General features: G+C 54.9%; 17 protein-coding genes and 1 pseudogene. 11 read left to right on the top strand and 7 right to left on the bottom strand.

The features are described 5' to 3' along the window. Positions 1 to 36: 36 nt before the first annotated feature. From J3U88_RS10165 to J3U88_RS10155, 3 genes are read left to right on the top strand one after another with little or no spacing between them, the layout of a single operon-like run. On the top strand, positions 37 to 909 hold the full coding sequence (locus tag J3U88_RS10165; protein ID WP_207858605.1) for an HDOD domain-containing protein: 873 nt from the start codon (positions 37 to 39) through the stop codon (positions 907 to 909). A gap of 1 nt (position 910) precedes the next feature. Then, the gene (locus J3U88_RS10160; protein ID WP_207858603.1) at positions 911 to 1420 is read left to right on the top strand and encodes a Z-ring associated ZapG family protein; all 510 of its coding nucleotides are present in this window, start codon (positions 911 to 913) and stop codon (positions 1418 to 1420) included. Between the two features lie 4 nt (positions 1421 to 1424). Next, on the top strand, positions 1425 to 2861 hold the full coding sequence (locus J3U88_RS10155) for a tetratricopeptide repeat protein (protein ID WP_207858601.1): 1437 nt from the start codon (positions 1425 to 1427) through the stop codon (positions 2859 to 2861). 780 nt (positions 2862 to 3641) lie between these two features. Here the strand turns inward: J3U88_RS10155 and J3U88_RS10150 are convergent. The 4 genes and pseudogenes from J3U88_RS10150 to J3U88_RS35290 form a co-directional block, all read right to left on the bottom strand. Next, a complete protein-coding gene (locus J3U88_RS10150) occupies positions 3642 to 5723 on the bottom strand; it encodes a hypothetical protein (protein WP_207858599.1) in 2082 nt (693 codons plus the stop codon). 532 nt (positions 5724 to 6255) lie between these two features. Continuing rightward, a complete protein-coding gene (selD, locus tag J3U88_RS10145) occupies positions 6256 to 7236 on the bottom strand; it encodes a selenide, water dikinase SelD (protein ID WP_341535178.1) in 981 nt (326 codons plus the stop codon). Between the two features lie 390 nt (positions 7237 to 7626). Further along, positions 7627 to 12366: an ATP-binding protein gene (locus tag J3U88_RS10140; protein WP_207858595.1), complete on the bottom strand. Its 4740-nt coding sequence runs from the start codon at positions 12364 to 12366 to the stop codon at positions 7627 to 7629. Between the two features lie 138 nt (positions 12367 to 12504). After that, positions 12505 to 12822 (bottom strand): annotated as a pseudogene (locus J3U88_RS35290) (hypothetical protein); the annotation flags it as partial. A 1699-nt stretch (positions 12823 to 14521) separates the two neighbouring features. On the opposite strand from J3U88_RS35290, the gene J3U88_RS10135 reads away from it, so the two are divergent. Genes J3U88_RS10135 through J3U88_RS10120 form a run of 4 tightly spaced genes read left to right on the top strand, consistent with a single transcriptional unit; the run spans position 14522 to position 18475 of the window. Beyond that, entirely contained in the window at positions 14522 to 15736 is a 1215-nt protein-coding gene (locus tag J3U88_RS10135) for a FapA family protein (protein ID WP_207858594.1), read from the top strand. Next, positions 15736 to 16944: a hypothetical protein gene (locus J3U88_RS10130; RefSeq protein WP_207858592.1), complete on the top strand. Its 1209-nt coding sequence runs from the start codon at positions 15736 to 15738 to the stop codon at positions 16942 to 16944. The genes J3U88_RS10135 and J3U88_RS10130 overlap by 1 nt, the downstream gene beginning before the upstream one ends. Then, positions 16941 to 18059 carry a hypothetical protein gene (locus J3U88_RS10125; protein ID WP_207858591.1) on the top strand — a complete coding sequence of 373 codons (1119 nt, stop codon included), beginning with the start codon at positions 16941 to 16943 and terminating at the stop codon, positions 18057 to 18059. Before J3U88_RS10130 ends, J3U88_RS10125 begins: the two co-directional genes overlap by 4 nt. Further along, on the top strand, positions 18056 to 18475 hold the full coding sequence (locus J3U88_RS10120; RefSeq protein WP_207858589.1) for an acyl-CoA thioesterase: 420 nt from the start codon (positions 18056 to 18058) through the stop codon (positions 18473 to 18475). Before J3U88_RS10125 ends, J3U88_RS10120 begins: the two co-directional genes overlap by 4 nt. Before the next feature lie 128 nt (positions 18476 to 18603). Here J3U88_RS10120 and J3U88_RS10115 read toward each other — a convergent pair whose 3' ends face one another. Then, positions 18604 to 18843 (bottom strand): hypothetical protein, encoded by a 240-nt coding sequence (locus J3U88_RS10115; protein WP_207858587.1) that lies wholly within the window; start codon positions 18841 to 18843, stop codon positions 18604 to 18606. A gap of 663 nt (positions 18844 to 19506) precedes the next feature. On the opposite strand from J3U88_RS10115, the gene J3U88_RS10110 reads away from it, so the two are divergent. The 4 genes from J3U88_RS10110 to J3U88_RS10095 are packed head-to-tail and all read left to right on the top strand — an operon-like array spanning position 19507 to position 23171. Then, on the top strand, positions 19507 to 20445 hold the full coding sequence (locus J3U88_RS10110; RefSeq protein WP_207858585.1) for an ABC transporter ATP-binding protein: 939 nt from the start codon (positions 19507 to 19509) through the stop codon (positions 20443 to 20445). After that, the gene (locus J3U88_RS10105) at positions 20429 to 21346 is read left to right on the top strand and encodes an ABC transporter permease (RefSeq protein WP_207858583.1); all 918 of its coding nucleotides are present in this window, start codon (positions 20429 to 20431) and stop codon (positions 21344 to 21346) included. The genes J3U88_RS10110 and J3U88_RS10105 overlap by 17 nt, the downstream gene beginning before the upstream one ends. Further along, a complete protein-coding gene (locus J3U88_RS10100) occupies positions 21346 to 22293 on the top strand; it encodes an ABC transporter ATP-binding protein (RefSeq protein WP_207858581.1) in 948 nt (315 codons plus the stop codon). The genes J3U88_RS10105 and J3U88_RS10100 overlap by 1 nt, the downstream gene beginning before the upstream one ends. Positions 22294 to 22304: 11 nt before the next feature. Beyond that, a complete protein-coding gene (locus tag J3U88_RS10095; protein WP_207858579.1) occupies positions 22305 to 23171 on the top strand; it encodes an ABC transporter permease in 867 nt (288 codons plus the stop codon). Between the two features lie 231 nt (positions 23172 to 23402). Here the strand turns inward: J3U88_RS10095 and J3U88_RS10090 are convergent, their stop codons facing one another. Together J3U88_RS10090 and J3U88_RS10085 are read right to left on the bottom strand one after the other, a co-directional pair. Next, positions 23403 to 23906 (bottom strand): YcjF family protein, encoded by a 504-nt coding sequence (locus tag J3U88_RS10090; RefSeq protein WP_207858577.1) that lies wholly within the window; start codon positions 23904 to 23906, stop codon positions 23403 to 23405. Between the two features lie 376 nt (positions 23907 to 24282). Next, positions 24283 to 24780, bottom strand: a complete 498-nt coding sequence (locus J3U88_RS10085) for a YcjF family protein (protein ID WP_207858575.1) — start codon at positions 24778 to 24780, stop codon at positions 24283 to 24285. Between the last annotated feature and the right edge of the window lie 17 nt (positions 24781 to 24797).

Genomic DNA, 24797 nt, shown 5'->3' with positions numbered 1-24797 from the left:
CGCCCGTCAACAAACAAACGCGCCGGGGGGATGGTGATGACAGGAACAGTCAGCCAATACGTAGCGAACATCGACAACTTGCCTGTCCTCCCGGAAATTGCGCAAAAAGTCATCGCGCTCGCTGACGCCCCGCGGCCGAACATCGCCGAATTAGCCGATCTCATCCAAAAAGATCTTTCGATTACCGCCAATATTTTTAAGCTCATCAACTCCGGTTACTTCAGCTTGCGTCGTGAAATCGCCGATGTCCGTCAAGCCGTGGTGTTGCTCGGTTTACAGCAGGTACGCAACCTGGTCGTCACCATGGTAAGCGTCAATCATTTTGAAGAGCCCCCGGGTAGCCCCCTCAAGTTGGCCAACTTCTGGGATCATTGTCTGGGCGTCGCCACCATCACCCAGAGCTTGGCCCAACGCTTTAAGTTCGGGGAGGCGCCCAATCTATACCTCGCCGCCCTGCTCCACGACGTCGGAAAAATCATCATTCAGTGTCACTACCCCGACGATCTGTCGCAAATCGTGGATTACATGGAGCAAAACCATTGCGCCATGGTGCAAGCCGAGCAGGCAATCCTCGGTTTCACCCACGCCGAAATCGGCGGCGTCCTCGCCGAGAAGTGGCAGCTCCCGTCCTCCGTTTGTGAGGCGATCACCTACCATCATCAATGCCAAAAAGCCAACGACCACGTTTTCGCCGCCATTCTTCAGTTCGCCGACTTCATTACCAAGGGCCGACTTCAAGCCGTCTACGGCGACCAATTCACCGACGTGGTTTTTGACGATGAACCCTGCTGGAAAATCCTCAAGCAGCGTTTCGCCGCCCAAAATATTGATTTTGAACGGCTTCTTTTAGAAATGGACGATGAAATCGACAAGGCCCGCGAGTTGGTTCGCCAAGCACGAGGGAGTTGATTTGACCGTTCTCAACGCCGTTGCTTGGTTGCTTCTCGCGGCTGTGATCGGCCTGCTCCACCGCCGCATCACCCAGCGTCAAGGCGCCGACCGACAACTCCTCCAACATCTCAGCCGTCAACAGGAACAGCTCGAACGCGAACTTGCCGATTGCCAAGAGGCCCTCAAGGCCGAACGCGAAACCACGGCCGGTTTGCGCCGTGAATGCCAACAGCAGCAACAGCAACTGGCCGCGTTGCAAGAGACCTTCACGCCATGGGGCGACCGCCTCGAAGCCTTGGAGGCCAAAGCCGCCGCGGCGAAGGCGCCCGTCCAAGAAGCACCGGCCACACCCGTCGCCGACAGCGTGGCCGACAAAATCCTGGGCAGTTTTCAATCACCCCTCGTCAAAGACATCATGCAACGCTTGGCGGACGGCACCACGGTGCAACAGATCGCCCGCGACAAAGGGATGCAGGTTGGTGAAGTCGAACTCATCAAAGCCCTCAATAAATTCGCACCGAAGGCGTGAGCCCATGAGCGAACTTTTGGCCGAATTGGCGCCCTACCACCCGATCAACCTCACTTTTGATCCGCCTCCGCGGCAAACCTTCGTGATGCGCCCGTTCAAAGGGCGGCTCGGCGCGCTGTTCGGGTTGCTCGACCACATGCGCAACCCCCACTGGCGCGAGGCCGAGAAGTTCTACAACGACGGCTTGCGCGCCCACAGCATCGGCATGTTGATCGAGGCGGAAAACGCCTACCGCCAAGCGCTTGACCTGGAGCCGGAACACGAACCGGCCCATATCAATTTGGCCGCGGTTTACATTCAACAAGGGCATTTGGAAGACGCCGAGCTCCACCTACGCACCGCCATCGAAATTCGCCCCGGTTTTTACCGCGGTTACTACAACCTCGGCCTCGTGTTCGCCCACATGGAAGCCGAGGACGAGGCCCTGCTTTGGTTTCAAAAAGCGCTGGAGCGCAAGGCCGACCACTTTTGGTCGCTGGTCAACAGCGCGGAAATCTACGTAAACCAAAACAACTTGGAAGAGGCGTTGACCCATTACCAAATCGCGCTGGCGACGGGGCACGACCACACCGCGGTCAGCCTGCGCCTCGCCGACCTACAGCAACGCCAAGGCGACTTCAAACAGGTTGAAGAATTCCTCACCGAAGCCCTTTCGCGCAGAAAATCGCCGGAGACGATCTACAACCTGGCCTGGTCGCAATTGGCGCAGGGCAAGTTCTCCGAGGCCGTCGAGAACCTAAAAACCGCGCTGCAACACCAGGCGATTTTTCCCGAGGCCCAACTGAACTTGGCCTTGGCGCTTTCGGCCAAAGGGGACAACGACACCTCGGTTGAGCAGATGAACAAGTACATGGAGGAGTACCTCGACAAAAAGTCGCCCACCTACCTCCCCCACTTGCGCCTGCTCACCAAGGTCAACCCCAACAACTACGCCGCCCTGTTGCGTTTGGCCGAGATCCACCTCAACGAAAGCCGTATCAACGATGCGGTGGAGGAATTGGAATGGCTGTTGTCAGAGAACCCGAAGGTACCTGATGCATTAAAGATGCTGGGCAACATCTTCGCGGACCAGGGCAACTTCAAGCAGGCTTTACGCACCTACCGACGGCTGGTCGAGGTGGCCCCGGACCAAGTGGACGGGTACTTGGGGATCGCCCGTTCTTACGGCGCGATGGAAAACTACGCGGCGGCGACCCCGGTCATCCGCAAGGTCTTGGAAATGGACCCCAACAACGTGGAGCTCCATTATTTGTTCGGAACCTTATTGGCGCAGGAGGGCCAGCTCCGCGAGGCGGCCAAACATTACAAAATCGTCGCCAAACTGCGGCCGAACTACCCGCGCATCGAAAAACGGATCCGCATGGTCGACGACGAGCTAAGCGACTTTGAGCGCATGAAACCCAAGGCCTGGCCGGCGGGCCGAACGGTGCGCGGCCGCTAACGTCGGCCCTGCCCCGTTTGCGCTTGATCATCATCTTCGAACACAAGGCTTTCAACTTCTCGCAACAAATCCTCGCAAGCAATACGGGCAAAACCGAGACAAACAGAAGAAAAAACGGAGGGACCCCACTGAACGAAACGACCAAAATATCCAGGGTTCCAAGCAGAGGCGGAAAACGTCCGTCTTAAACCGAGGTAAACGGAAGGAAAAATGGGAGGGACCCACCAAGCGAAGCGGCGGTGGGAGGGGCCCAATTTTCCTGGAGTGCTCCTTGAGGAATTGGTCAAGGATACCGTAGCACCCGTGGGCCCAACCCCTCGGTCATCATCGCGGGGCGGCACCGATCTGCCCCGGATAAACCTACCAAAAACGAAAAGACCCCACTAAACGGAACGACCAAAATATCCAGGGTTCCAAGCAGAGGCGGAAAACGCCCGTCTTAAACCGAGGTAAACGGAAGGAAAATTGGGAGGGACCCACAAAGCGAAGCGGCGGTGGGAGGGGCCCAAATTTCCTGGAGTGGTCCTTGAGGAATTGGTTTATGGCGCTATCATGAGGCAGCCCGACGAGAACCTGTGTTGTCTATCCAGTAATTCCTCGTCGGCGTAAGCCCTTACAGCGCCATCAACCAATTGGTCAAGGATACCGTTGTACCCGTGGGCCCAACCCCTCGGTCATCGTCGCGGGGCGGCACCGATCTGTCCCGGATAAACCAACCAAAAACGGCCGAACCATCACAAACCGCAACAGCCCAGCCGTTTCAGCAATGGAACAAGGCACTTAACGCGGCGGTGGAACCACATTAAAGTTCATCACACCAACCGGCGTGTACAACCCATCCCCGACATCCACGGTTTTTTTACCGGGACCAAAGGGATTAATAACCGTCGGGCTCCCCTGCAAGCCAAGCAAGAGAAAGGTCACCGCTTGCACCTGCATTTCCACCGTGGACCCTTCGCTGGGGTCCAACAACGAACCGTGGCCCGCGTTGTCGAACTGGAACAAAGCCGAGCCCACATAAGGCGCGGACGCGGAAGCCAAACCGTCAACCGCGGTGCCGTCAACCTTGGTTACGCCGATCGCACGCGCCAAATCCAAGGTGTTGTCATTGGGGATGGTATCGTCGTCGAGCGACATCTGTAACAGCACCGTTTTGGGGGCGCCGTTGGCGAGGTTACCGCTCCGCATTTCGGCACCGTAGTTAAAGCCGTCGGCATCGTCCAAAATCGTTTGACCCACAAAGAAGTACAACTCGGCGAGGAAGGAACCCTCGGGAATGCCGAACGCACCCAAACCGGCCGCGATCTGCGGACCGAACACCTGGGAATTCCGCAAAAGCGAAGCAATACGACCGCCGGTCACGTTGAAGGCCGCCACGCCAATGTTGGTCTCCGTGGCGACAAAAGGCGCCGCGGAAACGCCCCCCAGCGATTGCCCCAGAAAGGTCAAACCGAAGGTGGCCGCATCAGCACCGCCGTCGCCGTTAAAATCCGTATTGCCGCTGGTGATCACCCGCGTCAAGGTGTAGAGGTTGCTGACCGATTGGCGAATGTTGTCGCGGGACAACAACAGGTTACCGAGGTTCACGAAGTTGGCGCCGGAGGGATCTTCGATGCCGTCGGGGCCGGGAAAACCGGTCGCGTTGTCGATCAAATCAAGACCGAAGGTCAGGTCGCCGTGCAGCCACATATCGATGCCGATCACGCCGACCCCGTTGGAACAGGGACCGTTGGCCAAACCGAACATGTCTTCCTTGGAACGCGTGATCGCGTGCTGGAAAATCATCATCGGGGTCGCGGCCTGGGCGCCGAGCGGCATACAGGCGATGAACGGAATGGTCACCTCGCCGCGCGAAAGCGGCAACCCGTCGGCGCCACCGGGCGCAAAAGGTTCGGAAGTGGGATCACCAATCCAGCGGGGCGCCTGGAAGGCACCGATGTACACCGCGCCGATGGCGTCGTGGGGGACGGCGCCGGCACCAATCGCGTTAAAGAAGGCGTCAACCGCGGCGCTGCCTTCCACGGCTTGTAAAATTTGAATCGGCGTATCGCGTTTCTGGACATCGCGCCGAACCGCGGTCATGGTTTCGAAAAGCGGTTGCGTGGTAAAAGAAAAAACCAGCGGAATGTAGCTGCGTTGCAAGCCGGTTACGGCCTCCGCGGCTTCCCACAAGGGTTGAAATGCCTCGCGCAAGGGTTCCAGGCCGGCGGCCTCACTGTCGCCGAGCCCGTCCACGGCGGAACGACCCTGGTCGTCGACCAACGGAAAGGCGTTGCGTGTCAGCAGGGTGATGGCCTGGGCCTCAACCGGGAAGTTCTCCTCGTTGTCGCCGATTACCCCATTGGTCATCACCACCACGTGCGTACGTCCTGGCTTCAAAGGCCTTACGGGACGCGCGAAAATGGTGGGGTTCCCGGTCGTTGGATCAACGACCACGGAATAGGTCATCTCGCGAATCGGATTAATCGCCTGCCCGGTCTGGGCGGCGGCGAGGTCTTCCAGATCAACAACCAACAAGGTTTGGGCGTTGACGGTTTCAGCACGAATGCCGCCTTCCATCGGGATAATCAAGGGGCCCGAGGTGGAAAAACCCGAAAGCGAGTTGAACTGGGCGATCAGCGTATCCACGGCGGGATCGTTCAGGGAAGGCACGGCGTTTTGGCCGGTGTCCGGGTCGCGCAGCAAGTCGTTGGGCAGCGGGATACGGGTCGGGTCGCCGCCGAGGGGATCAAACAAGGCAAAGGTGTAATCGGTAAAAATCTGCCGCTCTTGGAGTTCAATATCCTCGTCGTCGTTGGAGCAGCCCCAACACGCGAGGGCGACCAATGCCGCCAAAAATAGCTGCCGTAAACGCAGGCTCATAGAACACTCCATCAAGTTAATCTCTATTAAAATCGCGATTGTCAAAAGGTCTGGTTCCGCTTCGATCCAGACCGAAACCCTCGGGGCACCTCGTCCGGTCGCGTCGCACAAGACAACCGTTCGCAAAGGTAGCGCGTGAATCGCTTCGAGGCGCGGTAACATCGTTCATTTGCGGAACGTTGGATTTAACCGAGAAGCACGATCAGTGCGAGGGGTTTTGGCTAAAGATCTGGAGCGAAATGGCTTTAAAAAGCGAGCCGGGGTTGCGCCCGACCGCACCAGGTGGTGCGCTGAGCATTTTTAAGGCCGTTGCAGCCCAGCGGCTTAGCTAAAACAACCGTGACTTTTCGCGGTTCTTAGGTTTAGCGTCACTATAACCTATGACAATCGGCCCTGACAACACCCGCTTGAACAATTCCCCAAGCCCTCATCAAACGCGCTCAACCCCTGGGGCCGTTGACTTTGCCGCGATTGAAGGAAGCTTCAAAAACGGCCTAAAGCCTAGAACCGCAAAGCCTTGAAAGCTAACTGGTCAGGCCAGACAGCCTATGCCGGGTGACGATGAAACCGTGCCGATGACCGCCGCATCGATTTCTTTTTTTCGACAGTCGCGCACCAAATCCTCGGCCGCATCCGCGCACAACGCAAACAACAGACCACCGCTGGTCTGGGGATCAAACAAAACCGGCGCGTGCTTTTCGAGCACCGCGTCTTCGATTAACCCGTGCTCAACCACAAAAGCACGGTTGGTCCGCGCCGCGCCCGTTTTCGCCCCGACCGCAACCGCTTCATCCACCGCGGCGAAACGCGGGATCGCATCAACCCGAACCCGCGCGCCCAAACCGGAACCCGCCAACATTTCCACCAAATGCCCGAGCAAGCCGTAGCCGGTAATGTCGGTGGCCGCGTGGATCGGAAACTTTTTGGCACAGGCGGCGGCATCGCGGTTGAGCCGTTTCATCGAAACAAGGGCATCCTCAAGCGCCGTGGCGGGCAACAGGTCGCGTTTGACCGCCGTCGCCAGAAGCCCCGTGCCGAGGGGTTTGGTCAGCACCAGGGCATCGCCGGCCCGCGCGCCTTGGTTGCGCCACACCTGATCGGGTGCCACCCGGCCCGTGATCGCGTAGCCGAACTTAATTTCTTCATCGCCGACGCTGTGCCCACCGACCACCAAGCAACCTGATTCGGCGATTTTCTCGGTGCCCCCGGCCACGATCTGCTGCAACAGCTCGAGCGGCCAGGTCTTGTAGGGGTACATGACCAGGGAAAGCGCGGTCAGCGGTTGCCCGCCCATGGCGTAGACATCCGACAAGGCATTGGCCGCGGCAATCGCGCCAAAATCGACCGGGTCGTCGACGATCGGGGTAAAGAAATCGACGGTTTGCACCAGGGCCGTTTCCGTGTCCAGTTGGTACACGGCGCCGTCGTCGCGGTCTTGATAACCCACGAGCAAACGTTCATCGATGCCTGGCCGCATCGCTTTAAAGACATCACCCAAAACCTTGGGCGGAATTTTGGCCGCTCAACCGGCGGAGCGGGCCGCTTGGGTCAGACGATAGTTCACCATGGCCGGTCCTCCTTGCGCCGTTTGAAACGGGAATTGGGTTCGCTTGATCGCGCTTCTTAGGTTAAATCCCTATGTTGTAGGCGTAAGCCGCCAAACCCACCAGCACCACCACAATGGTGATGGCGCCGACAATCAAAATGTTCTCAATCTTTTTTAACTGCATAACACCCAGCTTAACCAATTTGCCCGGCCTCGCAACAGAGACGACACGCGGGCGACCCCCATGTTACCACTACCCTACCCGCAACCAACCACCGGTTTTGCGACCCTTAGCCTGGCCCGCATTTCTCACAAGGATTCGTCGCGAGAAGCAGCAAGCCTTGTGAGAAATACAGGCTAGATCGGCAAACGCACGATGAACTCGGTAAAGGAACCTTCTTCCGAATTCACATAAAGCTGCCCGTTGTGGCCCTGGGTAACGATTTCGTAGCTAATCGAAAGCCCGAGCCCGGTGCCGTCACCGGTGGGTTTGGTGGTGTAAAAGGGCATGAAAATTTGGTCGACGGCGTCCTTGGGAATGCCCAACCCGTTGTCGCGAATCACCACATCCACCGAATCCGTGTTTTTGCGGGTTTCCACCAGCAGCCGCGGCTTGAAGATCTCGCCCAGGTTGTTTTTCTTCTCGCGCAAGGCGTAGCAGGCGTTTTCCACCATGTTGATGATGACGCGGCTGATGTCGTTGGACATCACCTCAACCTCGCCAACCTCGGGATCGTACAGCCGTTCCAGGTCGACATTGAGCTGGGGATAACGGGAAATCACACCGTGGAAGCCGAAATTCACCGATTCTTCCACCAGTGAGTTCATTTCCTTGCGTTGTTTTTCGCCGACGCCGGTACGGGAGTGGTCGAGCATGCGTTGCACGATATCCTCGGCGCGGTGGCCGTGGTGGGAAATGCGCGAGGCGTTTTCTTCCAAATCGGAAACCAAATCGTTGATCTCCTGAACCGTTTCTTGATCAAGTTGGTCCATGTGGTCGGCCAGGCTTTCTTTGAGTTCTTCGGCCAGGGAGATGGAGAGCACCGAGAAATTGTTGATGAAGTTGAGGGGATTGCGAATTTCGTGGGCAATGCCGGCCGTGAGCGCGCCGAGCGAGGCCAATTTGGCCTGGGTCACCATTTGTTTTTGCGCTTTGAGAATCGCCTCGTTTTTGTACTGTAACTCTTGCAGGGTACGCGCCTTGTCCAGGGCAGAGAGGACGTGGCCGCGCAGGCGGAACAGCTTACGGGCGTCCAATTCGGTGAAGGCGCTGGGATCGTGATCATTTTCGAATACCAAAAAGCCCTGTTTTTTCTCGTCAATCACCATCACCAACACCATGCTGGATTTGCTGAGCGGTAGTTCGCGCATGCGCTCCGGCACATCTTTGAGTTTGGTGTTACGGGTGATGAACACGTCCTCGTGGGCGTGGTTGATATCGCGAACGTAGCGTTGGTCCAGTTCGTCAAAAGTAAGCGCAAGCGCGGGAACTTTTTCGGTGCCTTTACCGGCCCAGGCCACCGGCTTGTAGGAAGCGCCGGCGGCATCGAGCATCCAAAACTTGGTGCGTTGCGCCTGGGGGAAAATTTGGAAGCCTTGGCGCAGAATGGTCGCCAACAAACTGGGCAGATCGGTTTCCTGGTTAATCACCTGAACAATTTGGTCCAGGGTCTTTAATTCAATGTTACTGAGTTCCAACTCACGGGTACGGTCCTGAACCAATTGGTCCAAGTTGCGGTTGATGTGAACCAATTTCTCATGGGAGGCAATTAAATCGCGGTGCAATTCCAACATTTTCAGGTGGACGCCGACCCGAGAGATCAATTCTTCCTGGGAGATGGGTTTGGTGAGAAAGTCGTTGGCACCCGCGTCAAAACCTTCCACGAGATCGCCAACCTGGTTTTTGGCGGTCACCAAAAGAATGGGTAATTCGTCGGCTGAATATTCTTCGCGAACGCGTTTACACACCTCGTAACCCGATTGTTCCGGCATCATGATGTCGAGCAGCACCAAATCGGGCGGAATTTCGGAAAAAATGATGTCCAAGGCCTCGGCACCGGAGGAAGCTTTAAAAATGGTAAATTTGCGCTCCAAAACCAAACGGTTCACCAACACGCGTTGGTTGACGGGATTGTCATCAACCACCAGGATTTTAAAGATGCCGTCCCCGGTAATTTCCATTTCGAAATCGCGGCTGCGCATCATCGCTTCTTCTTCAAGCGAAGCATCAAGGTTGTTCACCTTGGAAACCGTTTCCAAGCCGGGCAAGGTATATTCGGACAGGGGAACGGTGGAAATCGGCAGCCGCACGGAAAAACAGGACCCGCGACCGACCTTGGATTCCACCTTGATTTCCCCATTCTGAAGCTCAATAAGCTGCTTGGTAACCGCCAAACCGAGGCCGGTACCACCAAACTTCCGCGAGGTGGAGCCGTCGCCCTGCTCGAAGCTCTGGAAAATGCGTTCGAACTGGTCGGGATTGATGCCGACACCGGTATCTCGAACATCAATCCACAGATGTTCCCCATCACGACGCGCACCGATGCGCACGGATCCCCGCTCCGTAAATTTAATCGCGTTCCCCACCAGGTTATAGAGAATCTGCTGTAAACGGTCATTGTCGGCAAGCACATAAGGACAGTCGGTCGAGAGTTCATTAATAAGAACGACATCCTTATCGCCGATCAAGTGTTTCGACAAATTAAGCACCATCGAAACAGACGAATAGACATCCTGAGAAGAGAGATTCAATTCAAGTTCGCGGGTCACCATCTTGGAAAAGTCGAGAATATCGTTGACGAGGTTATTCAAACGAATACCACTTGAAACAATCATCAATAAATTATCACGCTGGTCATAGGAAAGTTGTCCAGTAACCCCATCCAGCATCGACTTAGCAAGGCCAATCATACCGTTCAAGGGTGTTCTTAATTCGTGCGACGTGTTAGCAAGGATTTCATCTTTAATCTTATCAACCCGTTTCAGCCGGTCGGCAACCAACTTCTCATTAAGTAACTCTTGTTCGCGTTTCTGAATCTGAATTTTATAATCACGCTCTCTTCGTTTAACAAAAGCCGTCGCAGCGGACACACCCAAAACGAGATAAACCGAATAAGCCCACCAAGTCAAATAAAAAGGAGGAAGCGATTTAATCTTCAACACAAGTTCTTTTTTTGACCAAACCCCATGATGATTAGTCGCTCTAACACGCAATTGGTAAGAACCAGCAGGCAATTCGGTAAAAGTAACCAACCGGTTTTCTGGCACAGGAAGCCATTTATTAGCATATTTTGTCATTTTATATTCAAAATCGACCTTGCTCGGATTGTTATAATCATCGGCCGAAAACCGAAAAGCAACCACAGATTCCTTATGCGATAACTCTATGGGAACAGAAGAGTCAAGTACTTTGTTATTCTCTGCAACACTTGCATTAAAAACCTCAAGATCAGTAAAAATCACCTCGGATTGAAAATCGGAAAGCAAAACATCTTCAGGCTTAAAGTAGTTCATACCGAGATCACCACCAAAATAGAAAGTGCCATCGCTTGCACGCAAAAAAGAACCTGCCTGAAAATCTTCTCCTTGAAGACCGTCTCGTGAATCGAAAGCACGTATATCCCGTGTTCTCGTATTGTATTTGGCAATCCCGTTCGCTGTACTCACCCAGAGCACATCTTTTCCTTCTGGTAAAAGGCCACAAATATTGTTGTCTATGAACCCTTCTTTTTCGGTCACATACTCAATTCGCTTTATATCGACGCCATTTTCTTTAAAAATAATTCGATTTAGACCTCCACCATAAGTGCCAACCCACATTTCCTGGGGGTTTAAGGATGCGAAGGCGTCCACCATGGAATGGGACAGCCCAATCCCCTCCTCAGGGCCCCGTATCGGTGGAACCTGGCGAAAATCTAGGCCACCGGATTTAACCTGGTAATACAACCCCTCATTCAAGGTTCCTATCCACAAGCGATTCCTTTGATCCATTTTTAGATTGAAAGTATTCACAGTTTTCGAATCATTTTGAACCTTTCGAAATTTCCGCAAATCTATCGCTTTAAAATCCTGAGAACCCGGCTCTCGAAGAAACAAACCTCTTCGAGTTGCTACCCACAATCGTCCATCAGGACCTGAAAGGATCTTGAAAACCGTTAATAAAGTTTCATCGGTTTTTGAAGATAGAGGTATTTGGGAAAACTTCTCAGATCTTGAATCATAAAATACAAGACCACTTCCAGATGTACCTATATAAAAGTCATCGTTCTCGTCCTGATAAATCGAGCGAATCGATTCCCTTAGTGGAAATTCTTGCTGACCAACTAACGCGGTTCTATAAACACGACCAGTTTTCGGGTCAAGTAAATTAATATCAGAACCGCAACCGATCCAAATCATCCCTCGTCGATCTTCATCAATTGACCAAACTTTTTTAGACGACAAGCTGTTATTAATATGTGGATAACTAGTCAAAAGGTTAAACATCTGTCGAGAATAGGAATATTTGGATATCCCAGATCCTGTAGTTGCAATCCACACTACCCCAGAACGATCAACCAACAACTCAACAACATTGTTACCCGAAACGCTACTTGCTTCAAATCGATCCGCACGATAGTGTTCAAAGGTCCCCTTCTTTCGTCTATAACAAAAAAGGCCTTGCCGGGACCCAATCCAAAGATTACCAACATCGTCTTCTCGGAACGAAGTAAATGAAAACTCACCTGCTTCCTCAAAGTGAGAAAACAAGGATAATCCTTTAACAAAACGATCTCTGGAGGGTTGAAATAAATATAAACCCTGGTCAGAGCCGATCCAAACCAGTCCGTTTTGATCCTGATACATCGAGTTAATCAAACGAGGCGCTATATCAATATGCCCCTCCGGCATCTCTCTTGTAACTAGGACTTTTTGAGTATCAATGCCCGACAAGATCACGATACCGTTATTTGTTCCCAACCAAAGGGAGCCGTCTGGCCGCTCCAAAATCGATTCCACTCGGTTGTTTCGCACAACGCCCTCAGCCAGAACATTGTGCCCTGAAAAAACCTGCTCAAATTGGTCAAGCTGTTCTCGGTAGAGATACAGCCCGTTCATAGTTCCTACCCATAATCGTTCTTGAGAATCGAAATATAGGGTACGGATAGATGCAGCCTTGTCACTAAAGGACATAGGGTAACGTTTAAAAGATCCTGATAAAGGATTAAACCTATTTATCCCTGAAGATAGGGTTCCGATCCATAGAGAGCCAGACTGAGTTCCTGCCAAACAGGTGATATAATTGCTCGATAGACTCTCAGTATTCCCAAATTCACTTCGGTAGTCCTTAAAAATAGAGCCGTCATAACGATACAAGCCGGTGGGCGACCCGATCCAAATAAACCCATTAGGACCTTGAAAAAAAGACGTCGCGCTAGAGGGCTTAAACCCCTGTTTTCCATCAAGTCGCTGAAATAAAACAGTGGTATTTTTTGCGAAACTGAAACCAGAAAACAAAAGGACAAGGTGAAAGAAAAACAGCCTAAAATATAGACAAACAGCCTTTTGATGCATAAACACGCAACTTCTTCATTTTGAGATCAGAAGGACTCAATCTTGGAGATAGCACCTAAAGACACCATGCCCTTAACGGGTTGTCAACAACTAAAAAGCTCTTCCAGAGCGATCAACCTCTGAAAGAGCTTTCCTTGGATCATCGGACTTTATAAAGAAATCAGTCGACTATCGGGACATCGTTAGTCGGAGGCCCGAAGTCCTGGGAGGCAACCTCGAGTGCTTCCGCTGAAAAGGAAACGGAGTCATCGGTGTCGAAACGGCTGACGGATTGTGCTTGTTCGCTACGGGGGGCGTTCTGGGACGCGCCTTGGACCTGACCCTGGCTGCTCACCGCGTTTGGATTAAGAGCGGATAAGGCTAAAGAAGAATTTTCGATCATGGCAACTCCTTGAGGACGAGACGATGGTTAGTGTTCGCAACATGATTTCAATCGACGGCAATCAATGCAGGATAAGAGCAAACAGGAACCGAGATTTTCGAAAATTGTGCCAACGTTATGAGGAAACGTCAAACAGTTTGATTCCTATTCCGTCGATGAACGATGCGTTGTGAGCCTTGGAAGCATCGGGTACTCTCCAACTCGGTGGACAGAAGTGACACAGGTCACATCAATCAAAAAACCTGTGTCGGGTCGACCCACCAGAAACAGGCTTTCCGAACGTGAACGCCTGGTTGTTCCTGATGTACCCATCCTATCGACGCTTCCCGAGGAAAACTTGACACCCCATCAAAGTTCGCGACACACCACTTCGACCGCAAATCTCGAAAAACCGTTTCAGGACAAGGCGTTAGAACCCTGACAGGTTCGTCGCTTTTTTTACCATTCTTCGATAAAAAAAACGGAAAAGGTCGTCCTTTTCTGGCTGAGTTGCCGTCAAAAGCGTGCTTTTTTACGATTCATCGCGACTTTGCCCGGCGCGAGAAGGCAATCAAGTTTCACTCCAGACTTGAGCTAGGTCACATTACAGCACACATGCGACCTTTTTGCCATATCACGACGCCGTCTTTTTCCCTCTTGTATAACTTTTGTCTAAAACGCGAATAATCAACTTGCCAAATTATCACACCAAGATATCCCCATCTAGCCCGCATTTCTCACAAGGATTCGTCGCGAGAAGCTGAAACCCGTGTGAGTACGAAGATTACGACCGAGAGACGGCACAGGCGTAGCAGCGCTACGGCGAAGGCGGCTCGACCGAGTAAGCGAAGTAATCGCACGGGTTTCAGCTTCGCAGCAGAACGCCTTGTGAGAAATGCGGGCTAAAGCGGTCCCCACCCACTATTTGGTAGGAACCACCAAACACCGAACCGCAAACAGGCTGTACAACACCGCTCGCGACAGCCCTCCCCCGGAAGGGTGCACCGGCAGGACCCGCCGGCGGCCTTTTTCCTTACCCGACACGCGGGGCCGCGATTCAAGCGGTTGCGCCTGCATCAATGGCCGGCGATCCCACCGAGGCAGAAGCCCGCCGCAAACCCGCCCTCAGGTGAGGCTGTTGTGAACAAGATCACCCCACACCCGGCCAAACCCTGCTCCCCGACCGCTTGATCCATCCTCCGCCAAGCTTGCGGTTGGTTTTTGCCCCGGCCTCCGTTAAAATAAATCTGTTTTTCCGTAGAGACCGCCCCGACCCCGCATCGCTCCCTGTTTCCGCCCCTTGCCCCTATCGACCTGAAATAAAGAAAGATGTGATTCATGCTCGATTCAAATCGCTTCTTGGTCATCCACCGCGATACCGCGAAGGCCCAACAAGTCAAAACTGTTTTGGAGCGCGCCGGGTTTCGTGCCGCCTGTATCCATTCCGGTATGGAAGGCGTGCCTAAATTCGAAACCTTCAAACCCGGTATCGTTTTGATCGAAACCGGTCTCACCGATATGCCGGTTCCGGTGTTGGTGCAGGCCCTGCGTGAAATGCACAAAGAGTTCCCTATTTGGTTGCTCAGCGACGATCCCAACGAGGCAACCCTCGACGAGGCCCGCGCCATCGGCGCCTACGGCGTCTTGCAGTGCCCCATTTCCGTGCGCGATTTACCCCGCCTGAACACCCAAGAACTCGAGGATCTCTCCGACATCAGCGACGAAACCCTCAACGATTTCGTCCCCAATCACATCTGGCAGGAACAACCCACCGCCCAACACCACACCCGCCTGATCGCCACCGAGGTCATGCAACGCGGCAGCCTGAAACACAAGGGCCACCTGGTCATCATCGGCGATTTGGAAGGCGTCAAAAACCTCTACGTTGACGGCGATCTCAGCATCCAGGGCAGCGTGCGCGACTGCCACATTCGCTGCCGCGGTAACCTGCTCATCACCGGCGCCCTCAGCGACTGCCGCGAACCCGGCGTGTTCGCCCGCGCCAACCTCAGCGTCGGCCAGATCCAAAACGCCCACGTGGTAGCGGGTAAAAACCTGTTCCTCAAACACCACTGCATCAAAAGCGCGGTTTACGTCATGCAACACATGGTGGCGTTCGGCGAAGATTCCCGCTTGGTGGGCGGCATCATTCGCGTCTGCGAACACATCGGCTTCGCCATCGTCGGCGACGCGGAACAAACCCACACCCAAATTGAACTGGCCCCGCCCCTGCTCCACGAATCCTGGCAACGCACCAAAAAACACTTTTGGAAACACGCGGTTTCGATCAACAACAAACTGGCCAAAACCAAAGGCAAGGCGATTCGCAAGCACCTGGAAGATCCGCGTTTTTACGTGATGCAGGCGGAACTCATCGCCTCGCGCGTTTACCCCGGCGTCAGCATTCGTATCGGCAAATTCGAAGACTACATTTTTGAGTCCTACCGCGAACCCACCCGCATTTTTGTCGGGCTCAAGCACAAAAAAGCCTTCGGCATTTGCGCCCGTCCCCGCAAAAAGAAAAAAGCGCACCTGCTGAAAAAGGAAGCGTGATGTGGCTCGGCCTCTTGCTGCTGCTGCTCCAACAACCGCCAACCACGCTCAAACTCCCCGGGCACGCCACGCCGACCCATTGTTTAACCCCCGCCGACGGCATCTGGTGGGTCCGTCAACCCGACGGCGCCTTACCGGAACCCTGGCACAGCGGCGAACAAAAGGCCTACACGCCGGCGACGGAACTGCTTTTTATCACCGGTGACGGCAGGCAAACGCTTTACGGCATAACCCGCGAGGGTTTGGTAAGCCTGCGCCCGGAAGCGGGACGCCTGGTCCCCGATCAGCAGCTCATCCCCTTTAAAACGCCGCTAAAGTACACCCACCCCTGTCTGATCGCCCCGTCCTTCGCCTTGCTCTCACGGCGTTGGACATTGATCCAAAACGGCAACCGCCTGCTGGTGCTTGCCCTGGAAAAAGACGGCCCACGCTTTGAAACAACCGCCGTCCCCATGCCGGAAAACGACGACCCCGACCAGCAGCAGTTCCTCCAACCGGTTTTTCTGCAGCGCGGCACGCTGTTCTATGCAACCGGACCCGCCGCGGTGAAGGTGCTTACCTTTGACAAAAGCGCTGAACAGATCACCCTCACCGCAAGCGAGACGCCCTTGCCCGCGACCCGGAGCCTGGAACAAGTGGTGCCCATCTGGCTTTCCAACCAAAAGGAACCCTATTGGCTGAGTTACGGCGGGGAGTTTGGCAAACTCAACCAGTTCGGTTGGCACCTGGATACGACGGACGGCCGTCGCCTCGCCGCCGGCGAAGGCATTTTGGTCAAACACCTGCTCTTGGATAGGGCGCCGACACCGCGCCTGCTGGTGTTCACGGTCGCCAACCAACTCACGGCCCATGCGATGTCGCGCCTGCGCGGATTCACCAACTTCCACTGCGATACGGTGGTTTTTGAACCAAGCAAAACCACGCTCGGCCAATTCACATTCAAAGGTTCCAAGGACGACGATAAGCCGCGCCGCCCGGTCGCGATGCTGCCCGTCCCCGACCGCAACCAAGACGGTTTTGAAGAACTCCTGATCTCCGATGCGCGCAGGGACGCCCGCGTTTACCTCAGCAAGCCGGACGGTAGCTTCGAAAAAAACCCCGAAAACGTGGCGCACCAAGCCTTCCACCGGGCGATTCACAACGGCGACCGCCTTTGGCTGGCGTGGCGCCGTGAGGACCACTGGTTCCTCCAGCAGGTGTCACCGTGACCGCCGGCCTGCTCCTCCTGTGTTGCCTGTGGCTGTCGCCCGGGGAAAGCGCGCTCATTCCGCGCGGGGACCGCGTGTTTTTCCAGGAAGCGGACGACCTGGTGGTGCTGAATCCCGCCGCTGAACCGATCCGCCAGGTGCTTGCGCAAACACAACTGATCACCGCGGTAGGCGACGGCTTGATCATTCGCGATAAGGATGGGTTCCAGTTCTACCTCATTGTGGACGGAAGCCGCACGCCCCTTCCCGATCCACCCGCGCCGCCCTTAATGATTGAATTGCCGTGGGTGAAGGGTCCGGCCTTTTTGAGCCGGGACGCACTCCACGTCTTGCACCAAAACCGCTGGCAGCGCTTGGCCGTCCCAATTTGGTACGACTTCACCGCGGCGGTCCCGGCCACGGGTGCGCTCCAGGGTTTGGTCGGCCGCTTTCCGCTGATCACCAACGGAAACGGTGGCTCTTGGCTGGTTTACCAACCCAAATCAGGCGAAACCCTGGTTTGGCGACCGAGCACCGGCAAGGTCCGACGGGCCCAAACCAAGGACGATTTACGGTTGGTCACCATCGGTAATCAGACGCTGTGGTTGGGCGCCCCCAACGACCAGTGGGTTTCCCAGGTGAACTGGGCCGATCCCGACAGGTTCGGTGAAAAAACCCGCGTTCCAGGGCTCAATCGCTACAGTCCGCTGCTCGCGGCCGCGGACGGCGTGTGGCTGATTGGGTTCAGCGACGGTTGGCGCGACATGATGGCGGCCTGGAAATCGGGTCGCACCGATGTGACGCTAAATTTCCTCCAAGAAAACTACGGACAACCGAGCAATCAAACGATCAAACTCAGCGAGATGCCCTTGCACCTAAAGCTTTCCACCTCCAACAGCGGTTCGCCGCGAACCAAGGTGCAACCGAGTTTTTCAGTGGTCCCCGTGTTGAAAAACGGCGAGGTGGCGGTGGTCGACAGCGAACAACTCGCCATTTACCGCGCGGGCCGGGCCACGCCGATCCTGCGCACGCGGCGCGGCGAATGTGCCCTGCCCGCGTTAATTTTCTACCGCGCGGACCGCTACATCGCGGTGGATCGCACGGGCCAAACCACGCCCCTGGAGGCGTCACCATGAGTTGGCATGAATCCGAAATTGTCGTGCGCTATGCCGATACCGATCAAATGGGCGTGATTCACCACGCCTCGCACCTACTTTATTGTGAAATGGGCCGTATCAACTTCTGCGAGCACCTGGGTCTGCCCTACCACGTGCTGGAAGAGGCGGGTTATTACCTGATGGTTTCGGAACTCACCGGCCGCTACCGTGCCCCGGCGCGTTATGGGGAAAAACTGTATATCAAAACGGGCATCGCGGTGTTGAAACCCAAGCTGATTCAATTCAAATACGAAATTCGCAACCGCGAGGAAAACCAACTGCTGTTCACCGGCACATCCAAACATCTGTTTAGCCAAGGAACCAAAGCCGCGGTGCGGTTACCGGCCGAGTTTTTCGCTTTTTTTGAAAAAGCCTACCCAGCCGAGAACCCATAAAAAAAAGCGGCAAAACGCCGAAACGTTTGCCGCAAAGTTGCGTCCCCTTCGCAACCAATTTTTGGTTATGATGGGATGTTATTTTTGAAGATCATGATTGATGCGATCCATGAAAGAAGGGCGGATGATTAACCCTTGCCACGCGGGAAAGGGTAGCGAAAGAACTGATCCCCCATGGGATTCCAATACTCGGGCATGATGTAGTAAATGCCGGTTGTGGGGACCCCCAAAGGATCGGACACAACCGCATTGGGAACAGCGGCTTGGGTTTGTGAAACGGGTGCGGATTCTGCCGAAACAGCGGCGGGTAAAGCGGTGGGCGGGGCGGTTACAAGCGCGGTCAACAAGCTTGTCAAAGCAACAAACATGAGCAATCTCCTGTGGCTTAAAAAGAGTATGTGATTAAGTTAAACAAAGCTTTGTCTGAACCATCGAATGATCGTGTTTCAGCGTACGTGTCAGCATTAACACGCGGATATTAAAATACTCACATTGATTCACGTAAACCTTTCAACAACATCAAAAACATACAACAAACCCATTAAAACCAGCGCCGATAAGTTAGTATGTAAATATCCCTTAAGCGATGAAAGAAACGACCGCACCAAGCCTCACCTCGAGTTTTCAGCACCGACCCCCGGCCCGAACGCCTTGCGCGCTGGGCGATTCGCCCCGCCAAACCACTTTGGCAAAACATCGCACTAATCCTTTTTGCTATGATGGGCGTATGCATTTCCCGGGTACAGACTTAACCACGGTGACCGGTGTTTCGCCCCCTGTCCCTTCTTGAGCGGCAATCACGCCGTGCCGACCAACACGGCCGATTCAACGCCCATCAAGGACCCCGGCGTAACCGGCCGACTTTATTCCATCCCTTCCTACCCATCCCCATTTTTATGTGATCGGAGCAGCATGGCGTCTCTTTTTTCCATCAGGTGCTTTTTTTGTCACGCCCCTCGATGCTCGGCAGACCTTTGGCGTGCAAGCCGGACTGACGACCGACATCAAACCAAGTACGACGAGGTGATTGGTTGCTACTAGAAATCAAAGACTTCTCGGTCTCATACGGCAAAAACCGAGTGTTGAACAACATCAACTTAAGTTTGCCCAACGCGGCGGTCGGTCTCCTGGGCCCGAACGGCGCGGGCAAAAGCACGCTGATTAAAGCGGTTCTCGGTTTGATCACGCCCGACAGCGGCAGCGGTCGCTTCCTGGATTTCCAGTTGGGAAGCAACGACCGCCGCATTCGCCAATACGTGGGCTACATGCCCGAAAGCGAATGTTTGATTCCCGGCTTCACGGCGGTGCGTTACGTCTCCTACGCGGCCCAACTCAACGGGTTACCCAAACGCGAGGCGTTCAAACGCGCCCACCAAGTGCTGTACCTGGTCGGCCTCGGCGAGGCCCGTTACCGTGATCTGAGCACCTACAGCACGGGCATGCGCCAGCGGCTGAAACTGGCCCAAGCGATTGTCCACGATCCCTACCTGGTGTTTTTGGACGAACCCACCAACGGGCTCGATCCCGAGGGTCGCGAGGAAATGCTCGACCTGATTCGCCAGATCGCGGAAATCGAAGATCGCTGCATCGTACTGAGTTCTCACCTGATGCGCGATGTCGAACGCTGTACGGATTACATCGTCATTATGGACCAAGCACAAATTAAGTGTTCCGGTTACCTCAAGGACCTGTGCGCCGGTCAAGCCGACCGCTTCAGCCTGCGGGTCGCGGGCGACGTGCAAAAAGCGGCCGCCATTTTACAAGAACAAGGGCTCAAGGTCGGCCATGTTCACAAGCGCGAACCGGTTTTTGAGGTCACCCTGCGCGAGGGCTACCGTGCCCGTGATTTGTTCAAACACCTTGGCGCGGCGGAAATTCAAATTCGCCAAATGAAACCGCGCACCTTCACGGTCGAAGAGATCTACCGCAAACACGTGGCGATTGGAGGTCAAGATGGAAGCCAAGAGTGAAATTTACTCGCAGGGTTACCGCAAATGGGAAGGCGAACGCAAACAACAAACGCCGCCCTGGTTCCTGATCGGCGAGGCCGGATTGGCCAACCTCTTCGAATCGTCGGGTAAAAAAACCAAATTTTTCTTTTTCTCGCTGTTCCTGTTTTACTACCTGGGCTGTTTCGGCATCACCGTCCTGCGCCTGCAAGCCGATAACCTGCGCTCGGTACCGGCCATCGCCCCTTTCGTCGAGGCCTTCGCGGGACTCAACTTGGATTACCCGGAAATTTGGTGGCACGCCTACATGCTGGCCAACCCCACCGCGGCGTTTGCCTTCATCGCCATGATCATCTACGGCGCCCAACTGATCTCCAAGGACAAAGCCGCCAACGCCTTGCAAATCTACTTTTCCAAAGCGGTAACCCGCTTTGACTACATCCTCGGCAAATTCTTCGCCATCGGCTTGATCATGGCATTGGCCACCCTGGTCCCCAGCGCGATCATGCTGGTTACCGGTCTGGTGGTCACCCCGGACTTTATGAAATACATCAGCCAAGCCTGGTACGTCCCCTTCATCATTACGGCCTTTTGGCTGCTGTACACGGTGACCTATGGCTCCGTCATCCTGGCTTTTTCGGCCTCTCAAACCAGCAGTACCCGCACCTCGGTGCTGTTTTTCGGCTTTCTGATGGTGGTCGAGTTGGTTCCCCTCCTGATCAGCAAACTGATGGGCGCAAGCGATTTTATTACAGCACTTAGCTGGAGCGATTCCATCAAAGGTATTGCCGACGCCTTGCTGGCCCAAGAAGCAGCCGACGGCGGGTTGCTCTTTTGGCAAAGCGTGATGGTAACGGCCTACACGGTCGCCGCCATGGTGTTTTTGTCACGCCGAATCGAACCTGTAGCGGTGGTGAGCTAATGGAAGCATTTCAACAACAAGGCCGACACACCATTGAAATTAACAAGGTCTCCAAATGGTACGGCGACGTCTCGGCCCTCAACGACGTCTCCCTCACCATCGGTCCCGGCGTTTCGGGCCTGCTCGGCCCCAACGGCGCGGGCAAATCCACCCTGCTTAAGTTGATGAGCGGGCAACTGGAGCCCAGCCTGGGCAGCGTGCACATCCTGGGTCAGCGCTTCCAAAACAACCCCGGCCTGTTCCACCACATCGGTTTGTGCCCGGAACAAGACAGCCTGTGGGAAGAATTGAGCGGCCCCTCGTTTTTGACGGCAATGCTGGAACTCCAAGGTTGGCCGCACCGCGACGCCCACAAACGCTCCCACGAGTTGATCGGCCTGTTTGATCTGACCAAGGCGGGCACACGCCGCGTCAGCGGGTATTCCAAGGGCATGCGCCAAAAGCTACGCATCGCCCAGAGCTTGGCCCACCAACCCAAGGTGCTCTTTCTCGATGAACCCATGAGCGGCCTCGACGCCACCAGCCGTACCCTGGTCGCCGACATCGTGCGCGAACTGGGTGAAACCGGCGTCACCGTGGTCATCAGTTCCCACGTCTTGCACGAGGTTGAAAACATCACCAAGGAAGTGATCATCATCAACCAAGGTTCGCTGCGCGCGCGCGGCAACGTGTACGAGATACGCGAGTTGCTGGCGGATCACCCGCTCCAGCTCGAGCTGCGGGTCAGCGATCCGCGCCGCTTCTCGCGCGCCTGCATGGCCAAAAACCACGTGGTCAAGGTGGAACTGGATCCCAACGAAAAAGACCGGGTCCTGGTTTTCACCCAGCACCAAAACCAATTCTTCCAAGACCTTTACGAAATTTTGGAAGCGGAAGATCTGGCCATCACCAGCCTGCACGCCGAGGACGAGGATATGGAAGCCGTCTTCAACTATCTCATTAAGTAAGGGAGCCTTGCATGAGTACGACCGCCGTCCCCGAACCCCGTCACGCGCTTGCCGCCGGTCCGCAAGCCAACCTGAACCCCGTCTACCTCACCCTAACCCTCGCCAAACTCACGGCCAAACGCATCCTGTCCCGTAAGTTGTTTTGGATCATGTTGATCCTCGGCCTGGGCCCGACCACCATCGCCGGTTTTTGGGTGGTGGTCAACTTCTCGCCGGATATCGGCGTCCACACCCGCCCCTACGGGATGTTCCGCGACATCTTGGGCCAATACTTCCAAGGTTTTTTCCTGCCGGTTCTGGCGCTGGCCATGGGGTTGGGGGTGATTTCCGAGGAAATTGAATCCCGCAACATCACCTTCACCTTGGTCCGTCCGATCCACCGCATCGGCATTGCCGCCGGGCGCGTGCTCGGTCACATGCTGGTCGGCTGGCTGATCCTTATAACCGCGATTACAGGTAGCTACCTCGCCAACATCATGTTCCAAATCGACGAACTCTTCGCCACCCTACCCCATCTCTTGAACATCATGTTTGTGCTCTGTTTCGGCTTTGCCGGTTATCTCTGCACCATCGCGATGTTCGGTACCTTCTGGAAGAAACCCGCCGTCTTCATTTCGATTGTGTTCCTGCTGATCGACTGGTTCTTCGCCAACCTGCCCAACAAAACCCTACTGTTTGTCAGCATTCGTTACCGCATGATGAACAGTTACTGGGAACCCTTGCCGCGCTTCACGCCCAGCCTTCAGGACATCACCACCGGGGTCGCCTCGCTCAACGCGCTGATCGTCCTCGCGCTTTTCGTGGCGGTCCCGCTCGGCATCATGGCCTTCCGCCTCAGCCAATTTGAAATCGTGCTGTCCGGCGGGACGCAGGAATAGCGGGACGCGGGAATAGAGACCAAAAAAACGAGACCGACACAACAAAAAAAGCGCTTGGCTCCGAGGAGTTCAAGCGCTTTCTTGTGGGATGAGACCGACAATTCAAAGGAATCACCGGTTTGAATCGCAACCCCGTGTGAATGGGCCATTCACACGGGGTTCACTTTGTTCGGACACCAGTTCCGCAAACCGTGGCGAGGGGTCACTTACGGGGAAGCGTTTTAACCAAATTTAGGTTGTGGCGTCTGCTGGCTGCGGGTTGTTGAATTGTTGTTGGCCGGCGGCGTAGTGTTTGGCGAAATGTTCACGCATGCCGGCCACATCAAAGTCCAGCATGTTACCGCCGGTCTCGAAATGCTGGGTGAAGGTTTTGCCAACAGCATAGGTGAGGGCGCCGGCAAAGCCGGGCAACGCGAAAAAGCCCAGAGCAGGTCCGATCACGGGCAGACCGCGCAGCAAAGCGCCGGCGGAGCCAAACGCCAAAGCAGGTGCACCTACGCTGGCAATCAAACCGGCGATGATTGATTTTCCGAGATCTTTGCGGAAAGGAACCTCGTACAGCTCAGACAATTCGTGGATCATCTTGAGTTGAACAGCGGTCAAACCAACGAAGTCGACAACAGGGATGGGGAATAACCCAACACCGGCAGCCCACAGAACGTTGCGGCTCACGACGCCGTTGGCCTTTTCCTGGTGAGGACTGGCGTAGCTTACATTATCTTGAGTGTCTGTCATTTTTTGCCTCTGATTCTGGAAATGTTAGGGAGGCCGAGACCTCCAACTGACCGAACACGATTCAGAACCCCACCAAAAACCAAGAATGCATCGCAAGAACAGGTCGTCAGTGAGAAGGAAACAGAAACTTAGGAATGAATCGCGATGAGCGGATTATACCATGCAAAATACCGCGAGATATCACAAAGGCGCAAGAATCGCCCGCTCAAAATTACTAGCAAGTACAGATAATTCCTTTACTCACAAAAGAAGACATCCCTGCACGATTGCAACCAACCAGGAATCACAACCCACTTCAGAAAAACTCGCAACAACACGAAGAAGGTACAGGGGCCTCGGCCGCGGCGAATCATCACCCTAACCGAAACCCGTCGCGTTAGGGTTTGATGCCCGCGTAGGTCACGGGACGTTCGCCGCTCGCGGCGCCGTAGGTTTGTTGGAAAAATTCGCGCATGGCTTCCGGGTCGAAATTCAGAACGTTGCCGCCCGCTTCGAAATGCTGCACAAACACCACCCCTAGCGCGTAGGTCAGGACGCTGGAGGTCGCGGCACCGGCAATCGCACCGGAGACCGCGCCAACCACCGGAATCATTTTAACCAGGCTGGCGGTGCACGCATTAATCGGGGATGAAACCAAAGCCCCGGTCAAGACCGCGATCAGGGTTTCCACCCGCGACTTGCGAAAGGGTAGATCGTAGACTTTGGCGAGTTCCGAGATCATTTTGACCTGGACCCCTCCGACCAACAGCAAATCCACCACACCCAATGGCAGTAAACCAAGCGCGGTGGACCCAAAGGAGTAACGGTTAACAACTTGCATTGCCTTTTTTTGGCGTTCTTCAACATCGACCGATTCTTTTTGCTTTTGACTCATCATCTTCCTCACTATCC

The organism is Acanthopleuribacter pedis, from assembly GCF_017377855.1.
In the GTDB taxonomy this organism is placed as follows: Bacteria; Acidobacteriota; Holophagae; order Acanthopleuribacterales; family Acanthopleuribacteraceae; genus Acanthopleuribacter; species Acanthopleuribacter pedis.
The sequence above is the reverse complement of the archived record's forward strand: the minus strand, read 5'-3'. Positions and strand labels throughout refer to the sequence as shown.

Bases quoted from the DNA above. Each gene is read 5' to 3' on its own strand.
- J3U88_RS10165 (WP_207858605.1), top strand. From the start codon at position 37: ATGACAGGAACAGTCAGCCAATACGTAGCGAACATCGACAACTTGCCT.
- J3U88_RS10155 (WP_207858601.1), top strand. From the start codon at position 1,425: ATGAGCGAACTTTTGGCCGAATTGGCGCCCTACCACCCGATCAACCTC.
- J3U88_RS10150 (WP_207858599.1), bottom strand. From the start codon at position 5,723: ATGAGCCTGCGTTTACGGCAGCTATTTTTGGCGGCATTGGTCGCCCTC.
- J3U88_RS10140 (WP_207858595.1), bottom strand. From the start codon at position 12,366: ATGAACGGGCTGTATCTCTACCGAGAACAGCTTGACCAATTTGAGCAG.
- J3U88_RS10135 (WP_207858594.1), top strand. From the start codon at position 14,522: ATGCTCGATTCAAATCGCTTCTTGGTCATCCACCGCGATACCGCGAAG.
- J3U88_RS10130 (WP_207858592.1), top strand. From the start codon at position 15,736: ATGTGGCTCGGCCTCTTGCTGCTGCTGCTCCAACAACCGCCAACCACG.
- J3U88_RS10120 (WP_207858589.1), top strand. From the start codon at position 18,056: ATGAGTTGGCATGAATCCGAAATTGTCGTGCGCTATGCCGATACCGAT.
- J3U88_RS10115 (WP_207858587.1), bottom strand. From the start codon at position 18,843: ATGTTTGTTGCTTTGACAAGCTTGTTGACCGCGCTTGTAACCGCCCCG.
- J3U88_RS10105 (WP_207858583.1), top strand. From the start codon at position 20,429: ATGGAAGCCAAGAGTGAAATTTACTCGCAGGGTTACCGCAAATGGGAA.
- J3U88_RS10100 (WP_207858581.1), top strand. From the start codon at position 21,346: ATGGAAGCATTTCAACAACAAGGCCGACACACCATTGAAATTAACAAG.
- J3U88_RS10095 (WP_207858579.1), top strand. From the start codon at position 22,305: ATGAGTACGACCGCCGTCCCCGAACCCCGTCACGCGCTTGCCGCCGGT.
- J3U88_RS10090 (WP_207858577.1), bottom strand. From the start codon at position 23,906: ATGACAGACACTCAAGATAATGTAAGCTACGCCAGTCCTCACCAGGAA.
- J3U88_RS10085 (WP_207858575.1), bottom strand. From the start codon at position 24,780: ATGAGTCAAAAGCAAAAAGAATCGGTCGATGTTGAAGAACGCCAAAAA.